The sequence below is a fragment of the Novosphingobium profundi genome (assembly GCF_020524485.1).
Classification (GTDB): Bacteria; Pseudomonadota; Alphaproteobacteria; order Sphingomonadales; family Sphingomonadaceae; genus Novosphingobium; species Novosphingobium profundi_A.
Genome location: NZ_JAIVLF010000004.1, coordinates 654686 through 680480, shown reverse-complemented (window position 1 = coordinate 680480; position 25795 = coordinate 654686). Strand labels below are relative to the sequence as shown.

Genomic DNA, 25795 nt, shown 5'->3' with positions numbered 1-25795 from the left:
TCCCCGCGCGGTGAACGTCCCAGCGCGGCGGACATCCCAGCACGGCGACAAGGGCCTGAATTTCATGACTTCCCAGGAACAGCTTACCCTCTTCACCCGCGCGGTCGAGGCGCTTGGCGGCGTGCGCGCCGTGGCGCAGCTGCTGGGCTGCTCGGAGCGCAGCGTGGGCCGCCTGCTCACCGGCGAGATGGCGCTGCACGAAGGCTGGCTGCGCGGCGTATCCAGCGCGCTGCTGGAACATGCGGTGCTGTGCCGCAAGCTGGAGCGCAGCCTTTCGCCCGATTTTCCCTCCAATCTCCTCAGCGGCCAGGCGCGGGCCGCCGGTTCGGGGCGGCGTGAGGACGGTGGTCTGGACGCCGAATGAGTCCGGCGATGGGACCTGTGCGGCCCAAGTAGACCGCTCGTGAATAGGGCGCGGGTGTGAACCTGTTCTTGCGAAGCGCCGCGAAGCGGGCTAGTGGCGCGCGCAACAGTTCCCCCGTTCACTTTTCAAGGACAGATCCCATGGCGGTTACCCGCACGTTCTCGATCATCAAGCCCGACGCTACCCGCCGCAACCTCACCGGCGCGATCACCAAGATGCTCGAAGATGCCGGCCTGCGCGTCGTTGCTTCGAAGCGCATCCAGATGACCAAGGAGCAGGCCGAGGGCTTCTACGCGGTTCACGCCGAGCGTCCGTTCTTCAACGACCTCGTCTCGTTCATGATCTCGGGCCCCGTGGTCGTGCAGGTTCTCGAAGGCGAGGACGCCGTCAAGGCCAACCGCGACGTGATGGGCGCCACCAACCCGGCCGACGCTGCCGAAGGCACCATCCGCAAGACCTTCGCCGAATCGATCGAAGCCAACTCGGCCCACGGTTCGGACTCGGACGAGAACGCGGCGATCGAGATCGCCTACTTCTTCAAGCCCGAAGAAATCGTCGGCTGATCCGGCAGGGGCGCAGGCCAGCGGCTAGCGTCCCGACCCGTCTCCGGACGGATGCAAAAGGGGCTGCCCGCAAGGGCGGCCCCTTTTTCGTGCGTGTGGGCCGTGCGGGCAGGTGAACAAGTTTTCACTTCGCGTCGCGAACGGGGGCTGAGATCAAGGACGCGGGACAAGAAGGTGGCCTGGAAGTGCAGGCCGGATGGGGCATTGATGCACGTAAAGACGTTTGTGAGTGTGGGTTTGCTGTCGTTCCTGGCCTCGTTCGCCTTTTCACACCTGGCGCAGGCTGGCGGCAAGGGAGAGGAAGAGGCGCGCCAGAGTGCCGCCGTACAAGAGCGGCAACTGGCCGCCAGAGGCCACCAAGGCCACCTGATCCTGCCGTGAGTGGGTGCGGGGGCGACGCAGTCCGGTGCCCCCCGCAAAAGCCCGTGTCTAGAAGTCCTCGGCAGCGTCCTGGAGGCGCGTCAGCCGCTTGGGGGCAGCGCTGCGCCAGCTGCGTTCGAGCCATTCGCGCACGCTGTCCCAATCCACGCCCGGACGGTTGAGGATGATGCCGACCCAGCCCGAAGCGCCATAGTACGCGGGCTTGAAATAGGCTTCAGGGGTGCGCTGCATCAGCGTCTCGATCTCGTCGACGCCGCTGGTGCGGGCGAGGAGGGCGATGTGCGGTGTGCCGTGGTGCTGGTCGTTGAAGTGGGCGAAGTACTTGCCGCCCACGCGCCATCCCGGGCTACCGTGCGATTCGCGTTCTTCCGCCTCGGGCAGGGCGAGCGCCAGTTCGCGGACCCGTTCGAGCAGCCAGGCAGGATCGCGCTCGCGGCTGACGAGCCTCGCCAGGCAGCGTGAATAGAGCTGGTGCTCGGCGATGAGAACGCGGGCGCCCAGCGTGTCGGGTGTATCACCGGGCACGATGGCCACCGGGGTCTGGCCCAGGATCGGCCCGTCGTCGAGTTCGGCGGTGACGAGGTGGACGGTGACGCCGCCATGGCTGTCGCCCGCCTCGATCGCGCGCTCGTGGGTGTGGAGGCCGGTGTACTTGGGCAGGAGCGAGGGGTGGATGTTGACCATACGGTCCGCCCAGCCCGACACGAATTCGGCCGTCAGAATACGCATGTAGCCCGCGAGCGCGACCCATTCGGCCCCGCTGTCGCGGATGGCCTTGTCCATGACGGCATCATGCTCGGCGCGCTTCATGCCCTTGTGCGAATGGGCAAAGGTCGCCACGCCCTCGGCGGCGGCCAGGGCAAGGCCCTTGGCCTCCGGGTCGTTCGAGGCGACCAGTACGATCTCGTAGGGGCAGTCCGCCGCGCGGCTGGCATAGAGGAGGGCGGCCATGTTGGTGCCGCTGCCCGAGATGAGGACAGCGACCTTTGCCTTCTCGATGCCTGCCTGCGTGCCGGAAACGCCGGGGGTGTCAGCCAAGGTGTACGGCCTGCCATGGCTCGCGCGCGGACCAGGCTTCGGCCGATCCTTGCACGGTGCAGCCCTTTTCACCGGCCTCGATGGCGCCGATGACGTGGACGGTCTCGCCCGCGGCTTCGAGGTCACTCTTGAGCGAAGCGGCCTCGTCGGCGCTGACGGCCAGGACCATGCCGATGCCGCAGTTGAAGGTGCGGGCCATCTCGGCGGGCTCGATGTTGCCCTGCGCCTGGAGGAAGGCCATCAGGCGCGGCTGCGCCCAGGCGTCGGCGTCGATGCGGGCACGAAGACCCTTGGGGAGGACGCGCGGGACATTCTCGAGGAGGCCGCCGCCGGTGATGTGCGCGAGCGCGTGAATGCGGCCCGAACGGATGAAGGGCAGCAGGCTCTTCACGTAGATGCGCGTGGGCGCGATCAAAGCGTCGATCAGCAGGGTTTCCTGGTCGAAGAGCGCCGGACGGTCGAGCTTCCAACCCTTGTCTTCAGCCAGGCGACGCACCAGCGAGTAGCCGTTTGAATGGACACCCGAGGACGCGAGGCCAAGGAGGACGTCGCCTTTCTGGACCTTGTCGCCGGTCAGCTGTTCGCCGCGCTCGACGGCGCCGACGCAGAAGCCTGCAAGGTCGTAGTCACCGGCCGCATACATGCCCGGCATCTCGGCGGTTTCGCCGCCGATGAGCGCGCAGCCCGAAATCTTGCAGCCTTCGGCAATGCCCGCGACGACGCGCTCGGCAACGCCGTTCTCGAGTTTTCCGGTGGCGAAGTAATCAAGGAAGAAGAGGGGCTCGGCGCCCTGGACGATAAGGTCGTTCACGCACATCGCGACGAGGTCGATGCCGATGTGGTCGTGGCGGTCGTGGTCGATGGCCAGCTTGACCTTCGTGCCCACGCCGTCGTTCGCGGCGACCAGCAGCGGGTCCTTGTACCCGGCTGCCTTGGGGTCGAAGAAGCCTCCGAAGCCGCCCAGGTCGGCATCGGCGCCCGGGCGGGCGGTGGCACGCGCCATCGGTGCGATGGCTTTGACGAGCGCATTGCCGGCGGCGATCGACACACCGGCCTGCTCGTAGGAGTAGCTCTTCTGAGAGTTATCGTCGGACATTGCGGCCGCATAATGCTTTGTGACTTGGATTTCCATTCCCGTTTGGGCAAAAGGCCCACGGTTTTGAAAATGACACGATCGATTTCCTCCTTCTCACCGCGGCCCGACCGCACGGGCGCGGGCTTTATCTCGCGCAAAACGCTAGGTTATGTGCTGGCTGGCACGGCCGTGCTGGGCCTTGGCGGACTGGGCGTTTCCAGCCTCGTCGCGCAGGTCGAAGGCGATCGCGGTATCCCGCCTCTCGCCAATTCCGCGGATATCCAGGTCGATGGAATCACCGTGGACGTCACCGGCAAGACCGGCGCGGAAGCGCGCCTGAAGGGCTGGAAGGAAGCGCAGAAGCTCGCCTGGAAGAAGCTGGGCGGCCCCGACATGCCCAGCGAATCGATTGACGCGATGGTCTCCTCGGTCGTGATCGAGAAGGAACAGGTCGGTCCCCACCGCTACATTGCGACGCTGGGCGTGATCTTCGACAAGGCGAAATCCAGCCAGTACGTCGGCGGCGCAGGCAGCGTCGCCCGTTCGGCGCCCTTGCTGGTGATCCCTGTGCTCTATTCGGGCGGCGTGCAGCAGGTCTTCGAGGTGCGCGGACCCTGGCAGCGCGCCTGGGCTGAGTTCCAGGCCGCCGCGACTCCGGTCGACTATGTCCGCCCCTCGGGCGCGGGCGGCGAATCGCTGATCCTGACCGCCGGGCAGCCCGGTCGGCGCAGCCGCCTGTGGTGGCGCACGATCCTGGGCCAGTTCGACGCCTCGGACGTGCTCATGCCCATGGCGCGCCTGGAACGGCAGTGGCCGGGCGGCCCGGTCAAGGGCACCTTCACGGCGCGCTATGGCCCGGATAATACCTATCTTGGCAGTTTTACCCTCGAAGCGCCGTCCGAGCAGGCTCTGCCCGAGATGATGGACCAGGCGGTTGAGCGGATGGACGGCCTTTACCGCGAGGCGCTCGCCCGCGGCGAGCTCAAGCCCGATTCGACCCTGACAGGCGGCAACGCGCCGCTGGAACGCGCATTCGCACAGCTGCGCGAGAAGCTTCTGCCCGGTGGTGGTGTCCCTGAAGCGCCTGTCGCCGAGCCGGTGGCGGCGCAGGCCCCGACCATCGTGACCGAGGAGCCTGCAGGGGCTCCGGTCGAGACGGTCAACGTCCAGTTCGTGACGCCCGATGCCGCCGCTGTCGATGCAGGCCTTGCCGCCGTGCGCGGTGTGCCCGGCGTCGAGGGCGCCGCCACGGTCAGCCTCGCGATCGGGGGGACCTCGGTCATGCGGGTTTCGATGCGGGGCGGTTCGGAACGCCTCGCCAGCGCTTTGCGGGCGCAGGGTTGGCAAGTGTCCGGTTCGGGCGCGACCATCCGGATTTCGCGGTAGGTCCACCATATGCCCAAGCAGATTGCCCTTCCGCTGTCCGCCTCGAGCGACAGCCCGCCGCGTATCGTGGTGGGCGAGGCCAACGCGGCCGCCATCGACGCGCTGACCGATCCGGGCCGCTGGCCCTTCCACACCGCGATTCTCTATGGCCCGCCGCGTTCGGGCAAGTCACTGCTGGGCAACTGGTTTGCCGATGGCGGGGGCGGCGTGGTGATCGATAACGCCGAGACGGTCGACGAGGACGTGCTGTTCCACGCCTGGAACCGCGCGCAGGAAACCGGCCAGGCGCTGCTTCTCATCACCAACCGCAAGCGCGCGCCCCAGAAGAAGGGGAAGGGCAAGGCCGCGGCCAAGCCTAAGGCCCCTGCGAAGTCTCGGGCCAAGAAAAACGACGGGCTGTGGCACGTGGGCCTGCCCGATCTCGCCTCGCGCCTGGGCGCGGCGCTCCAGCTGGAAATCGAGGAGCCGGACGACGAGATGCTCGCCGAGCTGATCGACGTTCACGCGCAGATGCGCCACCTCGTTCTCGACCCTTCGGCAAGCGCCTATCTTGTACCCAGGGCCGTGCGTAGCCATCTGGGAGCCGAACGTCTGGTCGCGGCCATCGACCGGCTCAGTCTCGAGCGCAAGCAACCGCCCACTCTGGCGATCTGGCGCGAGGCACTGGCCGAGTTCGGCAAGAGCGCCCAGACCTGATCCTGAGACCCGCGTGCAGGGGCTTTCGTGGCCGGAACTTGCATCGCACACCGATTGATGGGAGATTCGGGCCATGTTGGGAAAACTCGTCCGTTACCTCGATTCCGTAGTCGCGCGCGATCCTGCGCCGCGGTCGCGTTGGGAAGTCCTGCTCTATCCGGGCGTCTGGGCCTTGTTCTTCCACAAGATCTCGCACCGGCTTTTCAACGCACGGCTCTTTTTCCTGGCGCGCGCGGTGAACCACTTTTCGCGCTTCATGACCGCGATCGACATCCATCCGGGCGCGACCATCGGCAAGAATTTCTTCATCGACCACGGCTTTACCGTGATCGGCGAGACCGCGTTGATCGGCGACAACGTCACGATCTACCAGTGCGTGACGCTGGGGGGCTCGAACCCGACCAACGGCGTGGGCGGCAAGCGCCACCCGACCCTGGAAGACAATGTCATTGTCGGTTCGGGCGCGCAGATCATCGGGCCTGTCACCATCGGCAAGCGCGCGCGCATCGGTGCGAGCGCGGTGGTGACCGAAAGCGTGCCTGAAGGCGCGACGATGATCGGCGTCAAGGCTCGCTCCACGCTGGTGACGGCCGAAACCTACTCCAAGAAGTTCATGCCCTATGGCACGCCCTGCCGCGAACCGTGCGAGCCGGCGCCCAACCAGCGCGTGGATGAACTGGAAGAGCAGATCGAGGCGCTGCGCAAGGAAGTGGCGACGATGACCCAGGCTCTGGGCGCGGCGCACGAAGCGCTCGACCGTGCGGCCAGGACGCCCGACGAACCGGTCTGCAAGGGAGTCTGAGCGCGCGCGTGTCGGGACCTGTTGGAAATTCAAACACTCCAGATGCCAGCATCGTCGCGTTTCCCGGGCGCAAGCCGCTTCAGATCGCGTTCGACCGCTTTGAATTGCAGAAGATCCTGAACCTCTATGGCCGCATGGTCGCGGCCGGGTTCTGGCGCGACTACGCGATGAACTTCGAGAAGGACGCTGCGCATTTCTCCGCGTTCCGCCGCGCGGCCGAACGGCCCCAGGCGCGGATCGAGAAGCGACCTGCGCTGCGAGGCAAGCAGGGCATGTGGACGCTCTTTGGCGAATCAGGTCAGGTCCTGAAGCGCGGGCACGAACTGTCCGGCGTTCTCAGTCCACTGGAACGCAAGTTGCTCAAGGTTGTCGACTAGCTCTTGCGGCTGATGCGTGAGAGCGCGCGGTGCGATTGCTCCATTCCATTCTCCAGGACGCGTAAGTCCCGGCGCGTGTCGATGGCATCCCAGGCCATTTCGATCGCTTCCGGCGTGCAGTCCTCGGGCGCCAGCAGGACGCCTTCGTTCATGGTGACATAAGCGCCCTGGAACACGCCGCCGCTCGCCCCGATGACCGCGTCGCTGGGTGCGTTGCGTGAGACCAGGAAAAGGGCGGCCGGAACCACGGTCTCGGGGCTGAAGGCGTCGTAGGCCTCGTCGGGGAAGATGTCGGCGGTAAGGCGCGTTCCGGCTGTGGGCGCAATCGAATTGACCCGGATGTCGTACTTGGCACCCTCAAGGCGCAAGGTGCGGGCAAGACCCAGCACACCAGCCTTGGCCGCGCCGTAGTTGGCCTGGCCGAAATTGCCGCCAAGGCCAGTCGAGGACGTTGTCATCAGCACCCGGCCATAGGCCTGCTCGCGCATGATCGCCCAGACCGCCTTGGTGGCATAGGCGCTGCCAAGCAGGTTCACGCGCACCACCGCCTCGAAGTCCGCCATGTCCATCTTGTGGAAGGTGCGGTCGCGCAAGGTGCCCGCGTTGTTGATGAGGATATGGATCGCGCCCCAGGCGTCCTGCGCGCGTGCGGCCATGGCCTCCATCTGGGCAAAGTCGGAGACATCGCCCGAATCGGCCAAAGCCTCGCCGCCCATCGCGCGGATCTCCTCGACCACGCGGGCCGCGCTGTCCGAGCCGCCGCGACCATCGGGCGAGGAGCCAAGGTCGTTCACGAGCACCTTTGCACCGCGCCGCGCCAGTTCCAGCGCGTAGGCGCGGCCAAGGCCGGTTCCGGCACCGGTGACGATGGCAACCTGGTCGGCAAAGGAAATGGGCATCGAAGGCCTCCACAAGGGACCCGCACGGCACGGGCCCGGTCCGGATGGCACCAACCGCGCGCGCATTCAACGATCAAAAGCGCGCAAGTGCCCTTGCCCCGGGGGGCAAGCGAGGCCATAGGCGCATTTTACCGAATCTGCCGCATTCAGCGAAAGGCCCCCGTGATGAAAGTCCGCGTCCACGTCAGCCTCAAGCCCGGTGTCCTCGATCCGCAGGGCCGCGCGATCCACCACTCGCTCGAAGGGCTCGGCTTCTCGGGCGTCAACGACGTGCGGGCCGGTCGCCTGTTCGAGCTCGATGTCGAGGACGGCGTCTCCGACGAAGCGCTTGACGACATGTGCAAGAAGCTCCTCGCCAACATGGTGATCGAGAACTACCGCATCGAGAAGGTGGCCGCCTGATGGCGTTCCGCTCGGCCGTCATCACGTTCCCGGGCTCCAACTGCGACCGCGACATGGCGGTGGCTCTGGAGAAGGTCTCGGGCGACGCGTGCACCCGCGTGTGGCACGGGGATTCCGATCTGCCGGAAGGGCTCGATTTCATCGCGCTTCCCGGTGGCTTTTCTTACGGTGACTACCTGCGCTGCGGCGCGATCGCCTCGCGTTCGCCGATCATGCAGGCGGTCATTGCCGCAGCCGACAAGGGCGTGCCGGTGCTGGGCGTGTGCAATGGCTTTCAGGTGCTGACCGAAAGCGGTCTTCTGCCCGGCGCACTGCTGCGCAACTCGGTGATCCGTTTCGTGTGCCGCGACGTCACGCTCAAGGTCGAGAACGCGAACTCGCTGTTCACCTCGGGCTACAGCGCAGGCCAGGAGATCTCGATCCCTGTCGCACACCATGACGGCAACTACTTCGCCGACGAGGCGACCCTCGACCGTCTCGAGGGCGAGGGCCAGGTGGCCTTCCGCTACGCCGAGGACATCAACGGTTCGGCCCGCGCGATCGCTGGCGTGCTGAACGCCAAGGGCAATGTCCTTGGCATGATGCCGCACCCCGAGCGCGCGATCGAGGACCTCCACGGTGGCAGCGATGGCCGCGCGCTGTTCGAGAGCGCGATCAAGGGCCTCATCGGCGCCTGATCGGTATTTCCTGAACGACACGAAAAACCGCCCGGAAGGCTCTGCTTTCCGGGCGGTTTTTCGTTGTAGGCAGGCCGCCCCTGGTCAGGCGACGCTCTGGCGTTCGAGGTAGTGGGGGTTCTGGAAGAGCCCGCGCGCATCCTCGGCGCTCATCGGGCGCCCGAAGAAGTAGCCCTGGATCTTGCGGCAGCCCAGTTCACGGATCAGCTGGACCTCGTGCTCGGTCTCGGCACCTTCGGCGGTGGTCGACATGTCGAGGCTTTCGGCCATGGCGACGACAGCGCGGATGATGGCGATGCTCTCGGCGTTGCCGGTGGCCGCGCTTTGCACGAAGGAGCGGTCGACCTTGATGGTCGAGAAGCGCAGCTTGCGCAGGTAGCCGAGCGAGGAATAGCCGGTCCCGAAGTCGTCGAGCGCGACCCCACAGCCCAGCGCCATGATGCGTTCGAGGACGTGGTTTGCGGTCGTGCCGTCGCGCAGGAAGATGCTTTCGGTGACCTCGATCTCGAGCCGGTGCGGCGCGAGGCCGCTTTCGGCCAGCGCGTTGACCACGCTCGTGGCGAAGTTCGAATCGAGCAGCTGTTCGCCTGAGACATTGACGGCGACGCGCACGTCTTCGGGCCAGTTCACGGCCTGGCGGCACGCCTCGCGCAGCACCCATTCGCCGATGGGCACGATGAGGCGGGTGTCTTCGGCGAGGGGAATGAACTTGGCCGGGCTGACGAAACCGTGCTCGCGGCTGTGCCAGCGCACCAGGGCCTCGAAGCTCACGACGCTTTCGTCGACGGCGTCGACGACGGGCTGGAAGTTCAGCACGAATTCGTCGCGTTCGAGCGCGTGGCGCAAGGCGGATTCGAGCTTGCGGCGTTCCTCGGCATGGGCGTGGAGCGCGGGTTCGTAGCGGTGGTGCACATTGCCGCCCAGATCCTTGGCGCGGTAGAGCGCAAGGTCGGCGTTGCGCATCAGCGTCTCGACATCCGCGCCGTCCTGGGGTCCGCAGGCCGAGCCGATCGAGGCGCCGACGTAAAGGGTGTGGTTGTCGATCTCGTAGGGCTGGGCAAGCCGGTCGATCACGCGGCGCGCGAGGATGGAGACCCGGCCCGCATCGGATACATCGCGCATCACGATGGCGAATTCGTCACCGCCCAGGCGTCCGCACATTTCAGCTTCGCCCATCTGCTCGCGGATGCGATCCGAGACCCGGGCGAGGAGCTGGTCGCCCACGAGATGCCCCAGCGTATCGTTGACCGCCTTGAAGCGATCGAGGTCGATCATCAGGAAGGCACAGCGCGTGCGCCATTTGGACGAGTCGGCGAGGGCATCGTCCAGAGCCTCGGTCAGCATCATCCGGTTGGGAAGGCCGGTAAGAGCGTCGTAGCGGGCGAGGTAGGCGATCTTGTCCGAGCTTTCGCGCGCTTCGGTCTCGTCCGATCCGACACCACGAAAGCCGGTGAAGATCCCGTTCGAATCGAGCTTGGGCGTTCCGGACAGTTCCCACCAGCGCGGACGCCCCTGAATGGTGACGCGCACAAGCAGGTTGGAGAAGCTCTCCCGGCGCTTGATCCGTTCGGCGAGCTCGCGAAGGCTGGGGTGAACGTCTTCGTCCTGCCAGCTGGAACCTGCGATCAGTTCGACGAAGGGCATGCCCTCGATCTCGCTGGCCTCGCGGCCGAGCGCGAAGGCGAAGCGCGGCGAGACCGCGCGGACCCGGCGCTTGGTGTCGGTTTGCCACAGCCAGTCCGCCTCGTTCTCCTCGTATTCGCGAAGGAGCATCGAGACCACTTCGTCCTTCTCGGAGATGCCCGCTTCGGCCACCTTGGCATTGAGATAGCGGGTCGCGCTCTCAATCGCGCCCCAGATCGTGATGGCGGCCATGGCAAGGCTGATCAGCGCCATCTCGAAGGAGCCGGTGATGAGAAAGAAAACCGCTGAAGAGCCACCGATCAGGACGCCGAAAAACAGGGCCGCCATCGGCACGGCGGGCATGAGCAGGGCCGAAGCGGTCAGCATGACGGCCAGGATCGCCCATATCTGGAAGCGCAGGGAGAGGTCGCCGAGGCCTCCGAAGGTCGTCAGCGGCACGGTCCAGGCAAGCGCATTGAGGCCCACGCCGTGAAGCAGGCGGTTGATCTCACTGCGCGAAATGCCGCGCCGATCCGACCCGATCAGGCGCTTGAACATGGTGTAGCTGTGCCACAGCGAGAACCCGGAGACGGCAAACCATCCTGCGAGGGGAAGGAGCGGGACTTTGCCGTAGCAGATCACGACGATGGCCAGCATCGCGGTGATCTGGGTGACACGCCGGATCGTCGAGGCCTGCTGCAGCCCCTGGAACTGGAGACCGCGCAGCCTCTCCCAGTCGCCGTCACCGTCCTTGGGGTCGTTCAGACCAAGGACGGCGAGGGTGGGCAGGCGGCTGGGAAGTGCGCGTGTCTGATGGGAATTTTTCTTCGTCACGAAAGTGTCCCTAGGGACAACCGGTTAGCAGCCGGTAAAGGATTGCAAACCATTGCCTTGGGCAGATTGTCCAAGGCGCCTGCAGGACCTAATCATTCGACAGTGACGCTCTTGGCGAGATTGCGGGGCTGGTCGACATCGGTGCCCTTCGCGCAGGCCACATGGTAGGCGAGCAACTGCACTGGCACCGCATAGACGATCGGCGCAATCAGGGGGTGGACGCGGGGCATCTCGATCGTGGCAATGCAGCCTTCGCCAGCCTCGGCAATGCCCTCGGCATCCGAAATCAGGACGACCTTGCCGCCGCGCGCGCGCACTTCCTGCATGTTGCTGACCGTCTTCTCGAAGAGCGGCCCGGAGGGGGCGAGGACGATGACCGGAACGGCCTCGTCGATCAGCGCGATGGGGCCGTGCTTCATTTCACCTGAAGCATAACCTTCGGCGTGAATGTAGCTGATTTCCTTCAATTTCAGGGCGCCTTCGAGCGCCAGCGGGAAATCCGGGCCACGGCCGAGGTAGAGGACATCGCGCGCAGGCGCGATGAGGTGGGCCATCTGCGCGATCTCGTCGTCGTGGTCGAGCGCGGCGTTGAGGCGGGCAGGCGCTTCAACGAGGTGCGTGACGACCTGGGCTTCCTCGTCCCTGTCCATGCGCCCGCGCAGGACGGCAAGGCGTGCGGCCAGCGCGGCGAGGACGGAGAGCTGACAGGTGAAGGCCTTGGTCGAGGCCACACCGATCTCGGGCCCGGCGTAAGTCGGCAGCAGCAGATCGGCCTCGCGCGCCATGGTGCTGGTGGGCACGTTGACGACCACCGCGATGGTCTGCCCCTCAGCCTTGCAATGGCGCAGCGCGGCCAGCGTGTCGGCCGTCTCGCCCGATTGCGAGATGAACAGCGAAAGGCCGCCGGGTTCGAGTACCGGATCGCGGTAGCGGAACTCGGAGGCGACATCGATGTCGACGGGAATACGCGCGAAGGTCTCGATCCAGTACTTGGCGACCATGCCTGCGTAGTAGCTCGTGCCGCAGGCGACGATGGTGATGCGGTTGATGCCGCCGAGGTCAAAGTCCATCTGGGGCAGGGTGACCGACTGGGAGACCTGGCGGATGTAGCTCGACAGCGTCTGCGCAACGACGGTGGGCTGCTCGAAGATCTCCTTCTGCATGAAGTGGCGATAGTTGCCCTTCTCGATCGCCACCGCCGATGCGCCCGAGGTGACCACCGCGCGCTCGACAGGATTGTTCTGCGCATCGAAGATCTGCGCGCCTTCGCGGGTGATGACGACCCAGTCGCCTTCTTCCAGGTAGGTGATGCGCTGGGTCAGGGGAGCAAGGGCAAGCGCGTCGGAGCCCAGATAGGTCTCTCCCTCACCGTATCCCACGACGAGCGGGGAGCCGAGGCGGGCACCGATCAGCATGTCGGGATGTTCGCGAAAGGCGATGGCCAGCGCGAAGGCTCCGCGCAACTGGGGCAGGGCGGCCTTGACTGCGTCCTGCGGCGAGAGACCGGCTTCGACCTGTTCGGATACCAGATGGGCGACGACTTCGGTGTCGGTCTGGCTTTCGAAGGTGCGACCGCGCGATTCGAGCGATTCGCGCAAAGGACGGAAGTTCTCGATGATCCCGTTGTGGACCAGGGCCAGGGTATCGGTCGCGTGGGGATGGGCGTTGGCCGCGGTGGGCGCGCCGTGGGTCGCCCAGCGGGTGTGGGCGATGCCGATGAGGCCCGGAGCGGGATTGCCTGCCAATTCGCGCACGAGGTTGGCCAGCTTGCCCTCGGCACGGCGCCTTACCAGTTGGCCATCCTCGACCGTGCAGATCCCGGCGCTGTCATAGCCGCGGTATTCCATACGGCGCAGACCATCGACCAGACGGTCCGCCACCTCTTCCTTGCCGACGATGCCGATAATTCCACACATTGCGCGCCTGTCACCTCTTTGCCGGGGCTCGATCCCGAAGAACCGATATACCCAGCGTTAAAGCGCGTGGACGCTGGCTTCCAGCCCAAAGATTCAGTTGTCGTCCGAGGTCTTGTCGGACCAGCGCTTCGTCGTGTGGATGCGGAGCAGTCCGCGATGTCGCTCGCTGGCTCGCACCTGGCGCAGACGGATCGCATTCTCGCGGCGGGTTTCGGCTCTGCGCGCCGCGCCACACAGGAGTGCCATGCCAAAGAAGGCCAGTCCGGTGGCTGAACTGATGTTGCCGAGCGCGGCAATCTGTTCGGTACTGCACAGGAGGAGGCCCTGGCCGCTCGAGGCGGTGGACGCGGACGGGCACGGGCGGCCATAAAGCCAGGCCAGGATGAGGCCGAAGGCCAGGCAGGCGCCAAAGGCCAACCAGGCTCCTATCCGAAGTATGCGACCGGGGCCCTCGCTCCAAAACATGATGCCGCTATGGCGGCACAGAAGTTAATAGTCATTTAAGCTGTTGTTCTGTATACATTATTGCGACGTTTAAGGTCAGTCGCCGTCGATCAGGTCGCCGAGACCGCCCAGCAGGGAGCCTTCGCCCCGGTTCTGCCCGCCCCGTGAGCCCGCAGCCGCCAGCATACGTCCGGCGAGGCGGGAGAAGGGTAGCGACTGGATCCAGACCTTGCCGGGCCCGCGCAGGCGGGCGAAGAAGATGCCTTCACCGCCGAAGAACATCGACTTGACCGAACCCGCGCGCACAAGGTCGAAATCGACACTCTCGGTGAAGGCGGCGACACAGCCGGTATCGATATGCAGTTCCTCGCCGGGGTGAAGTTCGCGTTCGACCACGGTGCCCCCCATCTGGACAAAGACCCAGCCATCGCCGTCGAGGCGCTGCATGATGAAGCCTTCGCCGCCGAACAGTCCGGTCATGATCTTGCGCTGGAAATGAATCCCGATCTCGACCCCGCGTGCCGCACACAGGAAGGCGTCCTTCTGGCAGATCAGGCGCCCGCCCACTTCGTCGAGCTTGATCGGGAGGATGGCGCCCGGGACCGGAGCGGAGAAAGCCACGCGGGCCTTCCCCCGCCCATGGTGGGTGAAGACGGTCGTGAACAGGCTTTCCCCGGTAACGAGGCGTTTGCCCGCGCCCAGCAGCTTGTCCATGAAGCCGCTGCCCTGGCCGCCCGAGCCGTCGCCGAAGACGGTCGACATCTCGATCGGAGCATCCTTCCAGACCATGGCCCCGGCTTCCGCGACGGCGCTCTCCCCGGGATCGAGTTCGAGCTCGACAAACTGGAGTTCCTGGCCTTTGATCTCGAAGTCGATGTCGTCCGACACGGTGGACGAGCGGGTGTGGCTCCAGGGGCTGTTGGCCATGTGAAACTCCAGATTTAAGTGGTGGCAAACCGGCGACTTGCGCCTGCCCAAGATGTGAGTTTCGACTGCTCTCTTGTCAAACCGCGTTCATCGGATATTCTGGCCACTTAAACGAACCGTTCCTTACTCGAAAAATACAGGCGCACGAAAAGAGCGCCGGGAAGGGACTGTTCCGGGAGAAGGATTGCTGCCTTGCACGCCACGAATCCGTTTTCAGGCCGTTTGTCCGCCAATGTGACCCGCCGCCGTATTGCCGGAGCAGGGCTCGCCCTGGTTCTTGGAATTGCGGGCCTGTCATCCAGCGCCGGGGCTGAGGAAGCCAGTTTTGTGGAAGGGCTGCACAGGTCCGGGCCGACGGCGCTCGTGGTGGCACCGCTTACCGCTCCCGATCTCAAGACCGACCTCAAGAAGGGCTTCGCCATGCTTCGCAAGGGCGAGGACGAGAAGGCGGTTTCCTACTTCGACCGGGTGATCGCGGCGGCGGACAATTGGCTGGCGGGTGATTCGCGCCCGCGTCGGTGCATTGATGCGAACGCCGCGTCCACGCCCGCTGCGGGCCACGCGACGATCGACGATGCGCTGTGCGATGCGCATTTCGGGCGCGGTTATGCGCTGATCGACATGGGCCGCGGGGATCTCGCCGAAGCGGACCTGCGCGCGGCAACCCGGATGGCGCCGGAAAATGCCCACTTTGCCAACGAATACGCCGAACTCTTCAAGTCGCGCCGCGAATGGCAGGCCGCGCTCGTCGAATTCGAGCGTGCCTGGGAGATGGCCGACAAGACCGTGGGTGGCCCCGATGCGGACCTCGCCGCCCGGGCCCTGCGTGGCATGGGCTATGCCAAGGAAAAGCTGGGAGACCTGAACGAGGCGCACGCCCTCATCGCGCGCTCGCTCGAATTCGAGCCCGACAGTGAGGCCGGGAAGGTCCAGCTTGCCCATGTGGAGCGGATGCGCACGATCGGCTCGTGAGCCTGTAGAGACTCTCGAGCCTTGAGGGAGGGCGGATCAGCCCTCCTTCTGGGCCTTCTTCTTCTGCTTCATGGTGTCGTGGAAGCGGTCGGCCCAGCCGGGCTTGACCAACTGTTCGCCGCGCACGAGGCGCAGTTCCCCATCCCCCACATCGCGCGTTACCGCGCTTCCGGCGGCCACGATGGCGTCGGCCCCGATCTTGACCGGGGCCACCAGGGCTGAGTTCGAGCCGATGAAGGCGCGTTCGCCGATCACCGTCTTGTGCTTGAAATAGCCGTCGTAATTGCAGGTGATCGTGCCCGCGCCGATGTTGGCGCCGGCCCCGATCTCGGCATCGCCAAGGTAGGAGAGGTGGTTGGCCTTGGCACCTTCGCCCAGTACCGCCTTCTTCATCTCGACGAAGTTTCCGACCTTGGAATTGGCCTTGAGCACGGCGCCGGGGCGCAGGCGTGCATAGGGGCCGATGGCGACCCCGCTTTCCAGAGTTGCGCCTTCCAGGTGTGAGAAGGCGTGGATGGTGACATCGTCCGCCACGGTGACGCCGGGGCCGAAGACCACGTTGGGCTCGATCATCACGTCCTGACCGATCACCGTGTCCCAGGCAAAGAAGACGGTTTCGGGCGCGACCAGCGTAGCCCCATCGGCCATCGCGCGTTCGCGGCGGCGGGTCTGCCAGCGCGCTTCGGCGGCGGCGAGTTCGGCGCGGCTGTTGATGCCGCCCACCTCGTCGGGATCGTCGGTGACGATAACCGCGCAGGTGCGCTCTTCCAGCGACGCCACGTTGACGATGTCGGTGAGGTAATATTCGCCCGCCGCGTTGTCGTTCTCGACCTTGGCGAGAAGGGCGAAGAGGTCCTGGGATTTCACCGCCATGAGACCGGAATTGCACAAGGTGCAGGCGCGCTGTTCCTCGGTCGCGTCCTTGTATTCCACCATCATCGCGATGCGTCCGTCATCGTGCGCGAGGATGCGGCCATAGCGCAGCGGGTCCTCCGGCTCGAAGCCCAGGACGACCACGGCGGGTGTGTCCTCGCCGTGCAGGCGTGCGATCATGGCGCGCATGGTCTCGGGGCGCACGAAGGGAACGTCGCCATAAAGGATCAGCACGTCGCCTTCGAACCCGGCAAGGGCTTCCTCGGCCTGCTGGACGGCGTGTCCGGTGCCGAGTTGGGGTTCCTGCACCGCAATGGCCGCGCGCGTACCGAGCTGGGCTTCGAGCTGCTCGCGCCCGTGTCCGGCGACGACGACACTGCGCTCGGGCGCAAGCTGGGCCGCGCTCGCCAGCAGGTGTTCCAGCATGGGTTGCCCTGCGACCGGGTGCAGCACCTTGTGGCGCGCACTCTTCATGCGGGTGCCCTTGCCTGCGGCAAGAACGATGATGGCGAGCGGAGATGCGGCGGGCGGTGGTGCGGTTTCGGTCATGGTGAAATCCATCTGCCAGCAATTCATTGCAGTTTCCACCTGAACTCGCCACGTAGTGGGCGATGACGGAATTTCCCTACGACATTGTCGGCTTCGACCTCGATGGCACGCTTCTCGATACCCATGGAGACCTCGGTCATGCGGTGAACCACGCGCTGGCGCTGGCCGGGCGCGAGCCCGTGGCCAAGGAGACGGTGCGCACGCTTGTCGGAGGGGGCGCGCGCAAGATGCTCGCCCGGGCCTTCGAGGTGACGGGAGGCCCCGTCGGGCAGGACCGCTTCGAGGAGTTCCATGGCGAGCTCATGGCCTACTATACAGCGAACATCGCGCGCGACACGCACCTGTTCCCGGGCGGCGAGGCCATGCTCGACGGGCTGGCCGCGCGCGGGGTCAAGATCGCGGTGGTGACCAACAAGCTGGAAGAACTGGCGGTGCGCCTGTTCGAGGAACTGGGCCTGAGCGAGCGTTTCGTGACGGTCATCGGCGGCGATACGCTGGGACCTGGCCGCGCCAAGCCCAAGCCCGATCTCCTCCACCTGATGCTGGAGCGGGCCGGTGGGGGCCGGGCGGCCTATGTCGGGGATACGAGCTACGACACCGGCGGGGCGGCGGCGGCAGGTCTGCCGTGCGTCGTCGTCAGATTCGGTTTCAACGATGCGGCGCCCGAGCTGCTGGGCGGCAGTGCGGTCATCGACCATTTCGACGAACTGATCCCGACACTGGAGCGCCTGGGCGCCTGATACGGCGACCAAGGCTCAGTCTTGCGGTGCTGCGTCCTTGGGAAGTACCGTCACGTCGACTGCAGCGGCGGGATCGAGATAGCGCCGTGCCATCTCCTGGACATCGGCGCCGGTGAGCGCGGCGAGGCGGTCCCGGGCCTTGAGGTAGCGCTCAATCCGCTCGGCCTCGCTCTGCGCATGGTCGACCAGCGCCATCCAGCCCGTGTTGGTCTTGAGCGCATTGTCGAGCCCTTCGAGCATCGGCTGGCGCGCACGCTGGACAATATCGGGGCTCACGGGCTCGGCACGCAGCTTCTCGAGCACCTTGCGGATGGCCGCGCGCGTCGCCGCGACGTCCTTCACATCGACCGAGGCGCTGATCGCAAAGGTGCCATAGCCCTTCCAGTAGCGCGAAAGCGTGCTCGAGGCACCGGGGGAATAGGTCTTGCCCAGTTCCTCGCGCAGGGTGTCGGTCAGCTCGACGCGCACGACCTTCTCCAGCAGTTCAAGGCGCTGGACATCGACCGGGTCGCTATCGTCGCGTGTCGGCCAGGTCAGGCGCAGCAGCGCCTGATCGGCAGGGCCAGCATGGTGGATGACGCGTGGGGTTCGGTCCGCCGTGAAGGGGCGCAGAGGTTTCCCGGCATACGTCCCGAACGCCTGTTCCCGCGCGGGTAGGGCCCCGAACGTGCGCGCGACGAGCGCGATGGCGGCGTCCTCGTCGAAGTCACCGACCAGCGCGATTTCGATGGCGCCGTGCGTGAGCCGGTCTTCGATTGCGGCCTTGAGGTCGGCGTAGGAGAGCTGGCTGTAGCGGGCAGGGGGCTGCAGGCTGAAGCGCGGGTCACCGCCCGATAGAATACGGCCCAGATCCGCCTGGAGCGCGGAGGCCGGGGTCGCGCGCAGCTGCGCGAAATAGGTGGCAATCGCCTGACGGTACTGCACTTCGCCTTCAGGGCGATAGCCCGGATCGGTGACAAGCGCGGCGATGAGTTCGAGCTGGAGTTCAAGATCAGCCGGGGTCGTCTGCGCGCGCGAGACGAAGGCATTGCCGCTATTGCGCAGCTCGAAGCTCAGGGTCTTGCCCGCCAGGATCGTGTCGAGGGCGTCGCGGCTGTGCGCGCCCAGACCACCCCAGGGCACGTAGGAGACCAGCTCGGTGGCAAGCGGATCGTCCCGCGTGTCGAGGCGGGTGCCACCATCGATGGAAACCTGGACCCGCACCTTGTCCTTTTCGAGGTCGGAGCGGTGCAGGTTGAGCATCACGCCGTTGGCAAAGCGCAGTTCGCGGATGCCCAGCTGCGCCTCGCGCCGGTCCTCCACCACGCGACCCGGCGTGCCGAAATCGGTATAGGCAAAGCGCTCGGTCTTTGTCTCGCGGGCGGCGGCGATGGGGGCGTTGTTGGCCGCTTCGAAGGCGGCGCGCAGGGCGTCCTCGCCGCCTTCGGGGGCTTTGCGGCCTTCGAAGCGGATAAGGGGATCGACCAGGGGCGCGGCCTCGTGCCGGATCGCGGCGAGCGCGGCCTCGGGCGTGATGCGCGCCTCGAAGGCGGTAAAGCGTTCAAGTGCGGATTGCGGGGTGGAGGGGACCGTCTCCTCGGTCACCAAGTTGAGCGCGGCAGAGGCGAGGGCCTTGTTGCTGCGTGTCCCAGCACTGCGCGCGCCCTGGGTCAGAACGGCGCGGATGTCGGCCACCTGCTCGGCCACTTCGGCCTCGCTGAAGCCCTGTTCGAGCGCGCGCCGGTACTCGGCGACGGCGGCGGTGAGGCCCTTGCGCCAGCCTCCATCCACGGTGTCGACAATCAGGCGCGTGGTCCGGGCCGCCTCGAAGGCATCGCCGGTGCCGTAGCCTGCGCCGCGAAAGGGAGGCTCGGCCTGGCGGGCAAGGCGCTGAAGGCGGCGGTTGACGATGTTGTAGCCGACCAGGCGCAGAAGATTGGCCTGGCGCTGGGCGATGGAATCGGGCTCCTTGTGCCAGGGGCGATTGCGGGCCACGGTCACGCGCTCGGACAGCGATGGATCGAGGTGGATGTCGCTGCGGCCGCTGTCTTCAGGGGAAACCGGTCCTGCATCGGGCTGCGGGATGGGCACGGGGCCGGACCAGTCGTTGAAATGCCGGATTACCGCAGCCTCGAGCGCCTCGATATCGAAGTCGCCGACGACGACCAGGGTCGTGTTGGCGGGCACATAGGTGCGTTCGTATAGGCCGCGCAGGCGTTGTACGGTGGCCGCCTCGATGGTCTCGCGCGTGCCGATGGCAAAGCGCTGGGTGAAGCGCGCCTCGGGGTAGAGGAAGGTCAGGTTGTCGAGCGTGTTGCGAAACTCGTAGGTGTTGCGGTCGCGCATTTCCGAGAGGATCACGCCGCGCTCGCGTTCGACGGCGGCGGGCGCGATGGTCAGCTCGCTCGCGGTCTCGCGCATGAGCATGAGCGCGGTGTCGAGCAGCGTCATGTCATTGCGGGGAAGGTCAAGCTTGTAGGTCGTGCGCTTGAAACTGGTCGAGGCGTTGGTGTCGGCACCAAAGGCGAGGCCGCTGCGTTCGAGCAGGGGGACCATCTGCCCTTCGGGCACCCGGCGCGAGCCGTTGAAGGCCATGTGTTCGAGGAAATGCGCAAGGCCCCGTTCTTCGGGCGCTTCGTCGAGCGATCCCGCTTCGATGTCGAGCCGCACGACGCCGGTTTCGGCCGGTGTGGCGTTATGGCGCAGGATATAGCGCATGCCATTGGCGAGGCGGCCGAAGCGGAAGTCCGGATCGACCGGGATGTCGCTTGTCGCAAAAGCCCAAGCGGAGCCGGTGTCGTGCGCGGCCTTCTGTTGGCCTGCACTGCCGGGTTGCGGAGCCTGCGCCAGGACAGGCAGGGGCAGGGCGAAAAGGAGGCAGGCCAGCAGCTTGGGATAACGCATCGCCCCCTAGTGCCCGAGCGGACCGGGCTTGCCAAGGCGCCCCCACGCAAAAGCCCCCCGGTCATGGGTGATGACCGGGGGGCTGCCAATTTGTGTCAGCCGCGGAGGCTGTAACGCTTACTTGCCGCGCAGCTTGCGGTGCTGCGAGAGGTCGAGGACTTCGCTCGGGCCATTGTCGTCCTGGAGCAGGCCGAGGCGACGCGCGACTTCCTGGTAGGCCTCTTCCTCACCGCCGAGGTCGCGGCGGAAGCGGTCCTTGTCGAGCTTCTCGCCCGAGACCATGTCCCACAGGCGGCAGCCGTCGGGGCTGATCTCGTCGGCGAGGATGACGCGGCTGAAGTCGCCGTCCCAGATGCGGCCGAACTCGAGCTTGAAGTCGACGAGGCGGATGTCGATCGCCGCGAACATGCCGGCCATGAAGTCGTTGACGCGGATCGCCATTGCGGCGATGTCCTGCATCTCCTCGTTATTGGCCCAGCCAAAGCACGCGATGTGCTCTTCGGCGACGAGGGGATCGCCCAGCGCGTCGTCCTTGTAGCAGTATTCGATCAGCGTGTGGGGCAGCATCTCGCCCTCGGGAATGCCCAGGCGCTTGGAGATGGAGCCCGCCGCGACGTTGCGCACGACCACTTCGATGGGGATGATCTCGACCTGGCGGACCAGCTGTTCGCGCATGTTGAGGCGGCGAATGAAGTGGTTGGGCACGCCGATGTGGTTGAGGCGCGAGAAGACGTACTCGCTGATGCGGTTGTTGATGACGCCCTTGCCCTGGATCGTGCCCTTCTTCTGGGCGTTGAAGGCGGTCGCATCGTCCTTGAAGTACTGGATCAGGGTACCGGGCTCGGGGCCCTCATACAGGATCTTGGCCTTGCCTTCGTAGATCTGGCGGCGACGGGTCATTCGGGTGATCCTTGCAACGTGAAATTGAGCAACTGAAAAAGAGCAAACCCCGGCTGTGGCGTCGCTTTGGCGACCTGTGGAGCCGGGGTCGTTCAGCGCCCGCATATAAAGCAACCGGGGCCAAAATCAAACGGCGCGATTGGGAGAGGGACTTGCGCAAGGGGCGGGGGATACGCCAGGCTCGCGACAAGGGCTCAGGGACGAGGACGAAAGAGGCCGGAATGGACGTGGCGATACGGGCACTTGAAGGCGCCGAGGTGCGGGCCATGGCCGGGCAACTGGCGCAGCTGCGCATGGAGGTCTTCGCGGCCTGGCCCTATCTCTATGACGGCGATGCCGCCTACGAGGAGGTCTACCTGCGCGAGTTCATCGAGGCGAAGGGCAGTGTCCTCATCGCGGCTCTGGCAGGCGACCGGCTGGTCGGCGCGGCGACGGCCTCGCCCATGCACGCGCAGAAGACGGAATTTCGCGCGCCCTTCGAGGCGCGGGGGATCGCGACGCAGGAGCTGTTCTATTTCGGCGAGTCGGTGCTTCTGGCGCGCTACCGTGGGCAGGGGATCGGCCATGCCTTCTTCGATGCCCGCGAGGCGGCTGCCCGCGAACAAGGGGCACACGCGGCGACCTTTGCGGCGGTGGTGCGGCCCGAGGATCACCCGGATCGTCCGGCCGACTACCGTCCGCTCGATCCTTTCTGGCGCGCGCGCGGCTATGCGCCGGTCGAAGGGCTGGTCACCGAGCTTGCCTGGAAGGATCACCGCGAGGCGGAGGAAAGCGCCAAGCCTATGCAGTACTGGCTGCGCCGATTCTGAAGGCTCAGTCCTGTCCCGCAAGCTCGCGCACGAGGGTTTCGGCGGCGCGCCGGACCTGATCCCAGGTGATGGCAAAGCCTTCCTCGCCGCCGAAGTAGGGGTCTTCGACGTCCTCGCCTTCCAGCCCCGGTACATGATCGAGCAGGAGCGAAAGCCCGGCGCGCGCATCGGCGGGCGCCATGGCTTCCAGATCGGCGAGGTTCTGCGCGTCCATGGCGATGATGCGGTCGAAGCGGGCGAAGTCGGCCGGGGAAACCTGCCGAGCGCGGTAGTGGCCGATGTCGATACCATGGCGCCGGGCCTCGGCGCGCGAGCGCGGATCGGGTGCCTTGCCGATGTGCCAGGAGCCAGTACCGGCCGAATCGATTTCCAGCGCGAGGTCCGCCTTCGTCGCGGCTTCGCGCAAGGCCGCTTCGGCCAGCGGCGAACGGCAGATGTTGCCAAGGCACACGAAGAGCACCGATGCGGCAGGTGCGGGCCGGGAGGAGGAGGTCATCATGCCGATCTAGGCCAGCTTGTGGTCTGCGTCACCCCCGGCGCGCGGCCTGTGCGGCATTAGAGCGTCCGCAGGAATCGGAGCAGGCGCTCGCCCAGTTCGGTAAGCAGGCCCGGCTCGTCCATCGGTTGGATGGGGCCGTGAATCTGACGCCGGAGCATGGGGTCGAGCGGCGTGCGAAGCGTGGCGGTGCGGGACGTGGATTCAAAAGCGGAGCGGGGCATGGGCGTATCCTGACTAGTGGCAGCAGGCCGGGTCTGACCGGCCCGGCGAGGCCACTGTGAAGGAGGACGGGTAACCCTTTTCCTTGCGCTTCTCCGTCAGGTTTGCCGGAAGGACGTGGTAACCCGTGTTAACCCTTTTGGGCTGTACTCCCGTCAGCCCGCCGTGTTGCGGATCTCGTGCGCGAGTTCGGCAATCACGGCATGGACCTCGCGGCCCAGGAAGGGCTTGGCGAGCATTGGGCGATGGCCGTGGTTGGCGGGAAGGTGCTGCCGGTCGTAGCCGCTCACGAAGGCAAAGGGCGTGTCCTGCGCGGCGAGGGCGTCGGCCACCGGGTCGATCCGCTCTCCGTTGAGATTGCCGTCGAGAAGCGCAAGATCGGGATGGGCCTGTTCGATGATGCCGATGGCCTGCTCGCAGGAAGAAGCAGGGCCGATCGCAATGCCGCCGTTGTCCTCGATCTCCATAGCCAGTTCCATGGCGACAAGCGGTTCGTCCTCGACGATGAGGATGCGCAGATTGTCGAGCGAGGGTAGAGGAGCCACCTGGGCGGGCTCGCTTTGCGGTGCGGGAACAGGCAGCGGCTCTGGCGGTGTCGGAGCGTGCTCCTGTGCGGGTGAAGGTGCCTCGGGCGCGCAAACCTTTGTGTTGGATGCCGGAACATCGGCAAGGGCAGCGGTCTCGGGCTCGTCGCACGGAGCGCAGTCCGAGCCGGTGACGAGCGGGACCATGAGATCCCAGCGCACGCCTTCGGGGGCATAGTCGGCATGGATTCGCGCGCCATCTGAAGCCAGGCTGCCTTCGATCAGGCTGGAGCCGAAGCCGCGGCGTTCCGGCTTGACCACGGGCGGGCCGCCCGCTTCCTGCCAGCACAGCGAAATCCATTCGCCCTCACGGGTCCAGCTGAGGCTGACGGTGCCGGTCTCGTTGGAAAGGGCCCCGTACTTGTGCGCGTTGGTCGCCAGTTCGTGCAGGATCAGCGAGAAGCGCAGCGCCAGTTCAGGCGGGAGGTCGATGTCGGGCCCGGAAAGGCGCAGGCGATCTTCGCCGATGGCGCCGATGGCGACCTGGTCGGCGACAAGGTGGCGCAGGCTGGCGCTGTCCCAGGTCGTCGCGCTCAGCAGCGAATGCGCGCGCGAGAGCGCCTGGATGCGTCCGGTGAAGGCTTCCTGGAAGTCCTCGGGCGAACGGGCGTGGCGGAAGCCCTGCGAGCAGATCGCCTGCACGGTTGCGAGGGTGTTCTTCACCCGGTGGTTCAGTTCGCCGATGAGCAGGCGCTGGGTGCGTTCAGCCCGGCGCCTCTCGGTGACGTCGATCATCGAGAGCATGATACTGCCATGCGCGCCGTTGCTGCGCGGAAGTGCGGTGGCGTACCATTCGCCCTCGCGCCGGGCCCCATCGGCGCGGCGGAAACGGTGATCCTGGACGGCGCGGCCGCCTTCGCTGCCAAGTAGCGCGCGGATCGCGTCCTGAACCGAGGCGCGATCCTCGTCGAGAAGGAAGGGGGCGTCCTGCAGGCGCAGGCCGATCATGTCCAGGGCGTGATAGCCGATGGTGCGCTCGGCACCCTTGAACCAGTTGAGAATGCGCAGGTCCGCATCGACTTCCAGCGTGGCGAGCAGCGAATTGTCGCCATAGGCGCGCAGACGGCCAAGCGCGGCGCCCAGTTCGTCGCGCTGGTTGGCGATCTCGCGGCGCTGGCGGGCCAGCTCGACGAAGACGGCGACCTTGGAATTGAGGATCGTGATGTCGAGCGGCTTGAGCAGATAGTCCACCGCACCGGCCTCGAAGCCGCGGAACTTGCGCCGCTCGTCGGTAGCGACAGCGGTGAGGAAGATGATCGGGATGCCGCGCGTACGCTCGGTCCCGCGCATCAGTTCAGCGAGCTCGAAGCCGTCCATCCCGGGCATCTGCACGTCGAGCAGGGCCAGCGCGAAGTCATCCTTGAGCAGGTATTCCAGCGCATCGAGCCCGGAACTTGCCGTGACCAGTTCGACACCGGGCTGGTCGAGCGCGGCTTCGAGCGCCACCAGGTTTTCCTGGATATCGTCCACGGCCAGAATCTTGATGGGCTCATTCGGCATAGACGGCCTCCTGACTGGAATGGGAACGGCGCCGCCACACCTTTTCATCGGGTGCGAAGTCGGCAAAATTCTCGCGCTCGGGGGAGAAGAGTACGGTTTCCTTGGACCCCAGGCCGAGGAAGCCGCCGGGTGGGAGCGAGCGGGCGAACAGGCCCAGGGCGCGGTCCTGAAGGGTCCGGTCGAAGTAGATCAGGACGTTGCGGCTCGACACGAAATGAACCTCCGAGAAGACCGCGTCGCTGGCAAGGTTGTGGTCGGCAAAGACCACCCGGCTGCGCAAGGTCGGGTCGAAGCGGGCGACGCCGTAGTTCGCGGTGTAGTAGTCCGAGAGTGAGCCTTTGCCGCCCGCCTCGCGGTAGTTGCGCGAGAAGCCGGGCAGGCGGTCGATCTCGAAAATCCCGGCCTTGGCCCGCTCGAGCGCGGCGGTGTTGATGTCGGTGCAGTAGAACAAGGTGCGGTCTTCCAGCCCCTCTTCGCGAAAGAGAATGGCAAGGGAGTAGAACTCCTCGCCGTTCGCGCATCCTGCGATCCACACCTTGATCGAGGGCCAGGTGCGCAGGTGGGGAACCACTTTCTCGCGGATCGTGCGGAAGTAGTCCGGGTCGCGGAACATGTCGCTGACCTGGATGGTCAGGAAGCCGATCAGTTCGGGCAGACATTCCGGCTCGTGCAGGATCCGGTCGAGCAGGCCGGAGAGGTTGGCATGGCCGAAGTGCGCCTGCGCGCGCTGGAGGCGGCGCAGCACCGAAGTGCGGGAATAGTCGCGGAAATCATACTGGTAGCGGCGCCAGATCGCCTCGATCAGGAGATCGAGTTCGATGTCCTCCAGGGTGTCCTCGCTGCGCATGTTCATCATCGCCCCG

Annotated in this window: 25 protein-coding genes; 12 read left to right on the top strand and 13 right to left on the bottom strand. The window is 66.0% G+C overall.

The features are described from left to right. Positions 1-64 precede the first annotated feature (64 nt). From LC060_RS13555 to LC060_RS13545, 3 genes are all read left to right on the top strand, one after another. On the top strand, positions 65-364 hold the full coding sequence (locus tag LC060_RS13555; protein ID WP_226636355.1) for a helix-turn-helix domain-containing protein: 300 nt from the start codon (positions 65-67) through the stop codon (positions 362-364). 140 nt (positions 365-504) lie between these two features. Then, positions 505-927, top strand: coding sequence for a nucleoside-diphosphate kinase (gene ndk / locus LC060_RS13550; protein WP_039394692.1), 423 nt, complete (start codon positions 505-507; stop codon positions 925-927). Positions 928-1134: 207 nt separating this feature from the next. Further along, positions 1135-1308, top strand: a complete 174-nt coding sequence (locus tag LC060_RS13545) for a hypothetical protein (RefSeq protein WP_226636353.1) — start codon at positions 1135-1137, stop codon at positions 1306-1308. 48 nt (positions 1309-1356) lie between these two features. Here the strand turns inward: LC060_RS13545 and purN are convergent, their stop codons facing one another. Further along, positions 1357-2346 (bottom strand): phosphoribosylglycinamide formyltransferase, encoded by a 990-nt coding sequence (gene purN / locus LC060_RS13540; protein ID WP_264191863.1) that lies wholly within the window; start codon positions 2344-2346, stop codon positions 1357-1359. After that, on the bottom strand, positions 2339-3442 hold the full coding sequence (gene purM, locus LC060_RS13535; RefSeq protein WP_226636352.1) for a phosphoribosylformylglycinamidine cyclo-ligase: 1104 nt from the start codon (positions 3440-3442) through the stop codon (positions 2339-2341). Before purM ends, purN begins: the two co-directional genes overlap by 8 nt. Before the next feature lie 69 nt (positions 3443-3511). On the opposite strand from purM, the gene LC060_RS13530 reads away from it, so the two are divergent. The 4 genes from LC060_RS13530 (at position 3512) to LC060_RS13515 (ending at position 6682) form a co-directional block, all read left to right on the top strand. Further along, positions 3512-4807 carry a heavy-metal-associated domain-containing protein gene (locus tag LC060_RS13530; RefSeq protein ID WP_226636350.1) on the top strand — a complete coding sequence of 432 codons (1296 nt, stop codon included), beginning with the start codon at positions 3512-3514 and terminating at the stop codon, positions 4805-4807. A gap of 9 nt (positions 4808-4816) precedes the next feature. After that, on the top strand, positions 4817-5503 hold the full coding sequence (locus tag LC060_RS13525; RefSeq protein WP_226636348.1) for an ATPase: 687 nt from the start codon (positions 4817-4819) through the stop codon (positions 5501-5503). A 73-nt stretch (positions 5504-5576) separates the two neighbouring features. Continuing rightward, positions 5577-6305, top strand: coding sequence for a serine O-acetyltransferase EpsC (epsC, locus tag LC060_RS13520; protein ID WP_226636346.1), 729 nt, complete (start codon positions 5577-5579; stop codon positions 6303-6305). A gap of 8 nt (positions 6306-6313) precedes the next feature. Continuing rightward, positions 6314-6682 (top strand): DUF2794 domain-containing protein, encoded by a 369-nt coding sequence (locus LC060_RS13515; protein WP_226636344.1) that lies wholly within the window; start codon positions 6314-6316, stop codon positions 6680-6682. Here LC060_RS13515 and LC060_RS13510 read toward each other — a convergent pair. Further along, on the bottom strand, positions 6679-7581 hold the full coding sequence (locus LC060_RS13510; protein ID WP_226636342.1) for an SDR family NAD(P)-dependent oxidoreductase: 903 nt from the start codon (positions 7579-7581) through the stop codon (positions 6679-6681). The two genes, LC060_RS13515 and LC060_RS13510, sit on opposite strands and share 4 nt — an antisense overlap. 165 nt (positions 7582-7746) lie before the next feature. Between LC060_RS13510 and purS the strand changes: the two genes are divergently transcribed. Both purS and purQ read left to right on the top strand, forming a co-directional pair. Then, positions 7747-7983, top strand: a complete 237-nt coding sequence (gene purS / locus LC060_RS13505; protein WP_148625940.1) for a phosphoribosylformylglycinamidine synthase subunit PurS — start codon at positions 7747-7749, stop codon at positions 7981-7983. Continuing rightward, positions 7983-8660: a phosphoribosylformylglycinamidine synthase subunit PurQ gene (gene purQ, locus LC060_RS13500; RefSeq protein WP_226636340.1), complete on the top strand. Its 678-nt coding sequence runs from the start codon at positions 7983-7985 to the stop codon at positions 8658-8660. Before purS ends, purQ begins: the two co-directional genes overlap by 1 nt. Before the next feature lie 84 nt (positions 8661-8744). Here purQ and LC060_RS13495 read toward each other — a convergent pair whose 3' ends face one another. The 4 genes from LC060_RS13495 to LC060_RS13480 form a co-directional block, all read right to left on the bottom strand. Then, positions 8745-11117, bottom strand: coding sequence for a putative bifunctional diguanylate cyclase/phosphodiesterase (locus LC060_RS13495; protein WP_226636338.1), 2373 nt, complete (start codon positions 11115-11117; stop codon positions 8745-8747). Between the two features lie 92 nt (positions 11118-11209). Next, complete coding sequence (gene glmS / locus LC060_RS13490; protein ID WP_226636336.1) at positions 11210-13033, bottom strand: glutamine--fructose-6-phosphate transaminase (isomerizing); 1824 nt, start codon at positions 13031-13033, stop codon at positions 11210-11212. A 93-nt stretch (positions 13034-13126) separates the two neighbouring features. After that, the gene (locus LC060_RS13485) at positions 13127-13450 is read right to left on the bottom strand and encodes a hypothetical protein (RefSeq protein WP_226636334.1); all 324 of its coding nucleotides are present in this window, start codon (positions 13448-13450) and stop codon (positions 13127-13129) included. Between the two features lie 123 nt (positions 13451-13573). Then, positions 13574-14404 (bottom strand): TIGR00266 family protein, encoded by an 831-nt coding sequence (locus LC060_RS13480; protein ID WP_226636332.1) that lies wholly within the window; start codon positions 14402-14404, stop codon positions 13574-13576. 192 nt (positions 14405-14596) lie between these two features. Here LC060_RS13480 and LC060_RS13475 point away from each other — a divergent pair, with 192 nt between their 5' ends. Next, entirely contained in the window at positions 14597-15376 is a 780-nt protein-coding gene (locus LC060_RS13475; protein ID WP_226636330.1) for a diguanylate cyclase, read from the top strand. A gap of 36 nt (positions 15377-15412) precedes the next feature. Here LC060_RS13475 and glmU read toward each other — a convergent pair whose 3' ends face one another. Next, complete coding sequence (gene glmU, locus LC060_RS13470; RefSeq protein WP_226636328.1) at positions 15413-16798, bottom strand: bifunctional UDP-N-acetylglucosamine diphosphorylase/glucosamine-1-phosphate N-acetyltransferase GlmU; 1386 nt, start codon at positions 16796-16798, stop codon at positions 15413-15415. Positions 16799-16860: 62 nt separating this feature from the next. Between glmU and LC060_RS13465 the strand changes: the two genes are divergently transcribed. Then, positions 16861-17538 (top strand): HAD-IA family hydrolase, encoded by a 678-nt coding sequence (locus LC060_RS13465; RefSeq protein ID WP_226636327.1) that lies wholly within the window; start codon positions 16861-16863, stop codon positions 17536-17538. Positions 17539-17553: 15 nt separating this feature from the next. On the opposite strand, the gene LC060_RS13460 is transcribed toward LC060_RS13465, so the two are convergent. Next, the gene (locus LC060_RS13460; protein WP_226636325.1) at positions 17554-20421 is read right to left on the bottom strand and encodes a M16 family metallopeptidase; all 2868 of its coding nucleotides are present in this window, start codon (positions 20419-20421) and stop codon (positions 17554-17556) included. 117 nt (positions 20422-20538) lie between these two features. Further along, positions 20539-21321 carry a phosphoribosylaminoimidazolesuccinocarboxamide synthase gene (gene purC, locus LC060_RS13455; RefSeq protein WP_148625925.1) on the bottom strand — a complete coding sequence of 261 codons (783 nt, stop codon included), beginning with the start codon at positions 21319-21321 and terminating at the stop codon, positions 20539-20541. Between the two features lie 221 nt (positions 21322-21542). Between purC and LC060_RS13450 the strand changes: the two genes are divergently transcribed. Continuing rightward, positions 21543-22130, top strand: coding sequence for a GNAT family N-acetyltransferase (locus LC060_RS13450; RefSeq protein ID WP_226636323.1), 588 nt, complete (start codon positions 21543-21545; stop codon positions 22128-22130). 4 nt (positions 22131-22134) lie between these two features. Here LC060_RS13450 and LC060_RS13445 read toward each other — a convergent pair whose 3' ends face one another. From LC060_RS13445 to LC060_RS13435, 3 genes are all read right to left on the bottom strand, one after another. Further along, complete coding sequence (locus tag LC060_RS13445; RefSeq protein WP_226636321.1) at positions 22135-22629, bottom strand: low molecular weight protein-tyrosine-phosphatase; 495 nt, start codon at positions 22627-22629, stop codon at positions 22135-22137. Positions 22630-23003: 374 nt separating this feature from the next. Then, positions 23004-24932 carry a response regulator gene (locus tag LC060_RS13440; protein WP_226636319.1) on the bottom strand — a complete coding sequence of 643 codons (1929 nt, stop codon included), beginning with the start codon at positions 24930-24932 and terminating at the stop codon, positions 23004-23006. Continuing rightward, positions 24922-25788 carry a CheR family methyltransferase gene (locus tag LC060_RS13435; RefSeq protein ID WP_226636317.1) on the bottom strand — a complete coding sequence of 289 codons (867 nt, stop codon included), beginning with the start codon at positions 25786-25788 and terminating at the stop codon, positions 24922-24924. The genes LC060_RS13440 and LC060_RS13435 overlap by 11 nt, the downstream gene beginning before the upstream one ends. Positions 25789-25795 lie beyond the last annotated feature (7 nt).

Bases quoted from the DNA above. Each gene is read 5' to 3' on its own strand.
- LC060_RS13465 (WP_226636327.1), top strand. From the start codon at position 16,861: ATGACGGAATTTCCCTACGACATTGTCGGCTTCGACCTCGATGGCACG.
- glmS (WP_226636336.1), bottom strand. From the start codon at position 13,033: ATGTGTGGAATTATCGGCATCGTCGGCAAGGAAGAGGTGGCGGACCGT.
- purC (WP_148625925.1), bottom strand. From the start codon at position 21,321: ATGACCCGTCGCCGCCAGATCTACGAAGGCAAGGCCAAGATCCTGTAT.
- LC060_RS13480 (WP_226636332.1), bottom strand. From the start codon at position 14,404: ATGGCCAACAGCCCCTGGAGCCACACCCGCTCGTCCACCGTGTCGGAC.
- LC060_RS13555 (WP_226636355.1), top strand. From the start codon at position 65: ATGACTTCCCAGGAACAGCTTACCCTCTTCACCCGCGCGGTCGAGGCG.
- LC060_RS13545 (WP_226636353.1), top strand. From the start codon at position 1,135: ATGCACGTAAAGACGTTTGTGAGTGTGGGTTTGCTGTCGTTCCTGGCC.
- purS (WP_148625940.1), top strand. From the start codon at position 7,747: ATGAAAGTCCGCGTCCACGTCAGCCTCAAGCCCGGTGTCCTCGATCCG.
- purQ (WP_226636340.1), top strand. From the start codon at position 7,983: ATGGCGTTCCGCTCGGCCGTCATCACGTTCCCGGGCTCCAACTGCGAC.
- LC060_RS13450 (WP_226636323.1), top strand. From the start codon at position 21,543: ATGGACGTGGCGATACGGGCACTTGAAGGCGCCGAGGTGCGGGCCATG.
- LC060_RS13460 (WP_226636325.1), bottom strand. From the start codon at position 20,421: ATGCGTTATCCCAAGCTGCTGGCCTGCCTCCTTTTCGCCCTGCCCCTG.
- LC060_RS13525 (WP_226636348.1), top strand. From the start codon at position 4,817: ATGCCCAAGCAGATTGCCCTTCCGCTGTCCGCCTCGAGCGACAGCCCG.
- glmU (WP_226636328.1), bottom strand. From the start codon at position 16,798: ATGACCGAAACCGCACCACCGCCCGCCGCATCTCCGCTCGCCATCATC.
- LC060_RS13445 (WP_226636321.1), bottom strand. From the start codon at position 22,629: ATGATGACCTCCTCCTCCCGGCCCGCACCTGCCGCATCGGTGCTCTTC.
- LC060_RS13435 (WP_226636317.1), bottom strand. From the start codon at position 25,788: ATGATGAACATGCGCAGCGAGGACACCCTGGAGGACATCGAACTCGAT.
- ndk (WP_039394692.1), top strand. From the start codon at position 505: ATGGCGGTTACCCGCACGTTCTCGATCATCAAGCCCGACGCTACCCGC.
- LC060_RS13530 (WP_226636350.1), top strand. From the start codon at position 3,512: ATGACACGATCGATTTCCTCCTTCTCACCGCGGCCCGACCGCACGGGC.
- epsC (WP_226636346.1), top strand. From the start codon at position 5,577: ATGTTGGGAAAACTCGTCCGTTACCTCGATTCCGTAGTCGCGCGCGAT.
- LC060_RS13510 (WP_226636342.1), bottom strand. From the start codon at position 7,581: ATGCCCATTTCCTTTGCCGACCAGGTTGCCATCGTCACCGGTGCCGGA.
- LC060_RS13440 (WP_226636319.1), bottom strand. From the start codon at position 24,932: ATGCCGAATGAGCCCATCAAGATTCTGGCCGTGGACGATATCCAGGAA.
- purM (WP_226636352.1), bottom strand. From the start codon at position 3,442: ATGTCCGACGATAACTCTCAGAAGAGCTACTCCTACGAGCAGGCCGGT.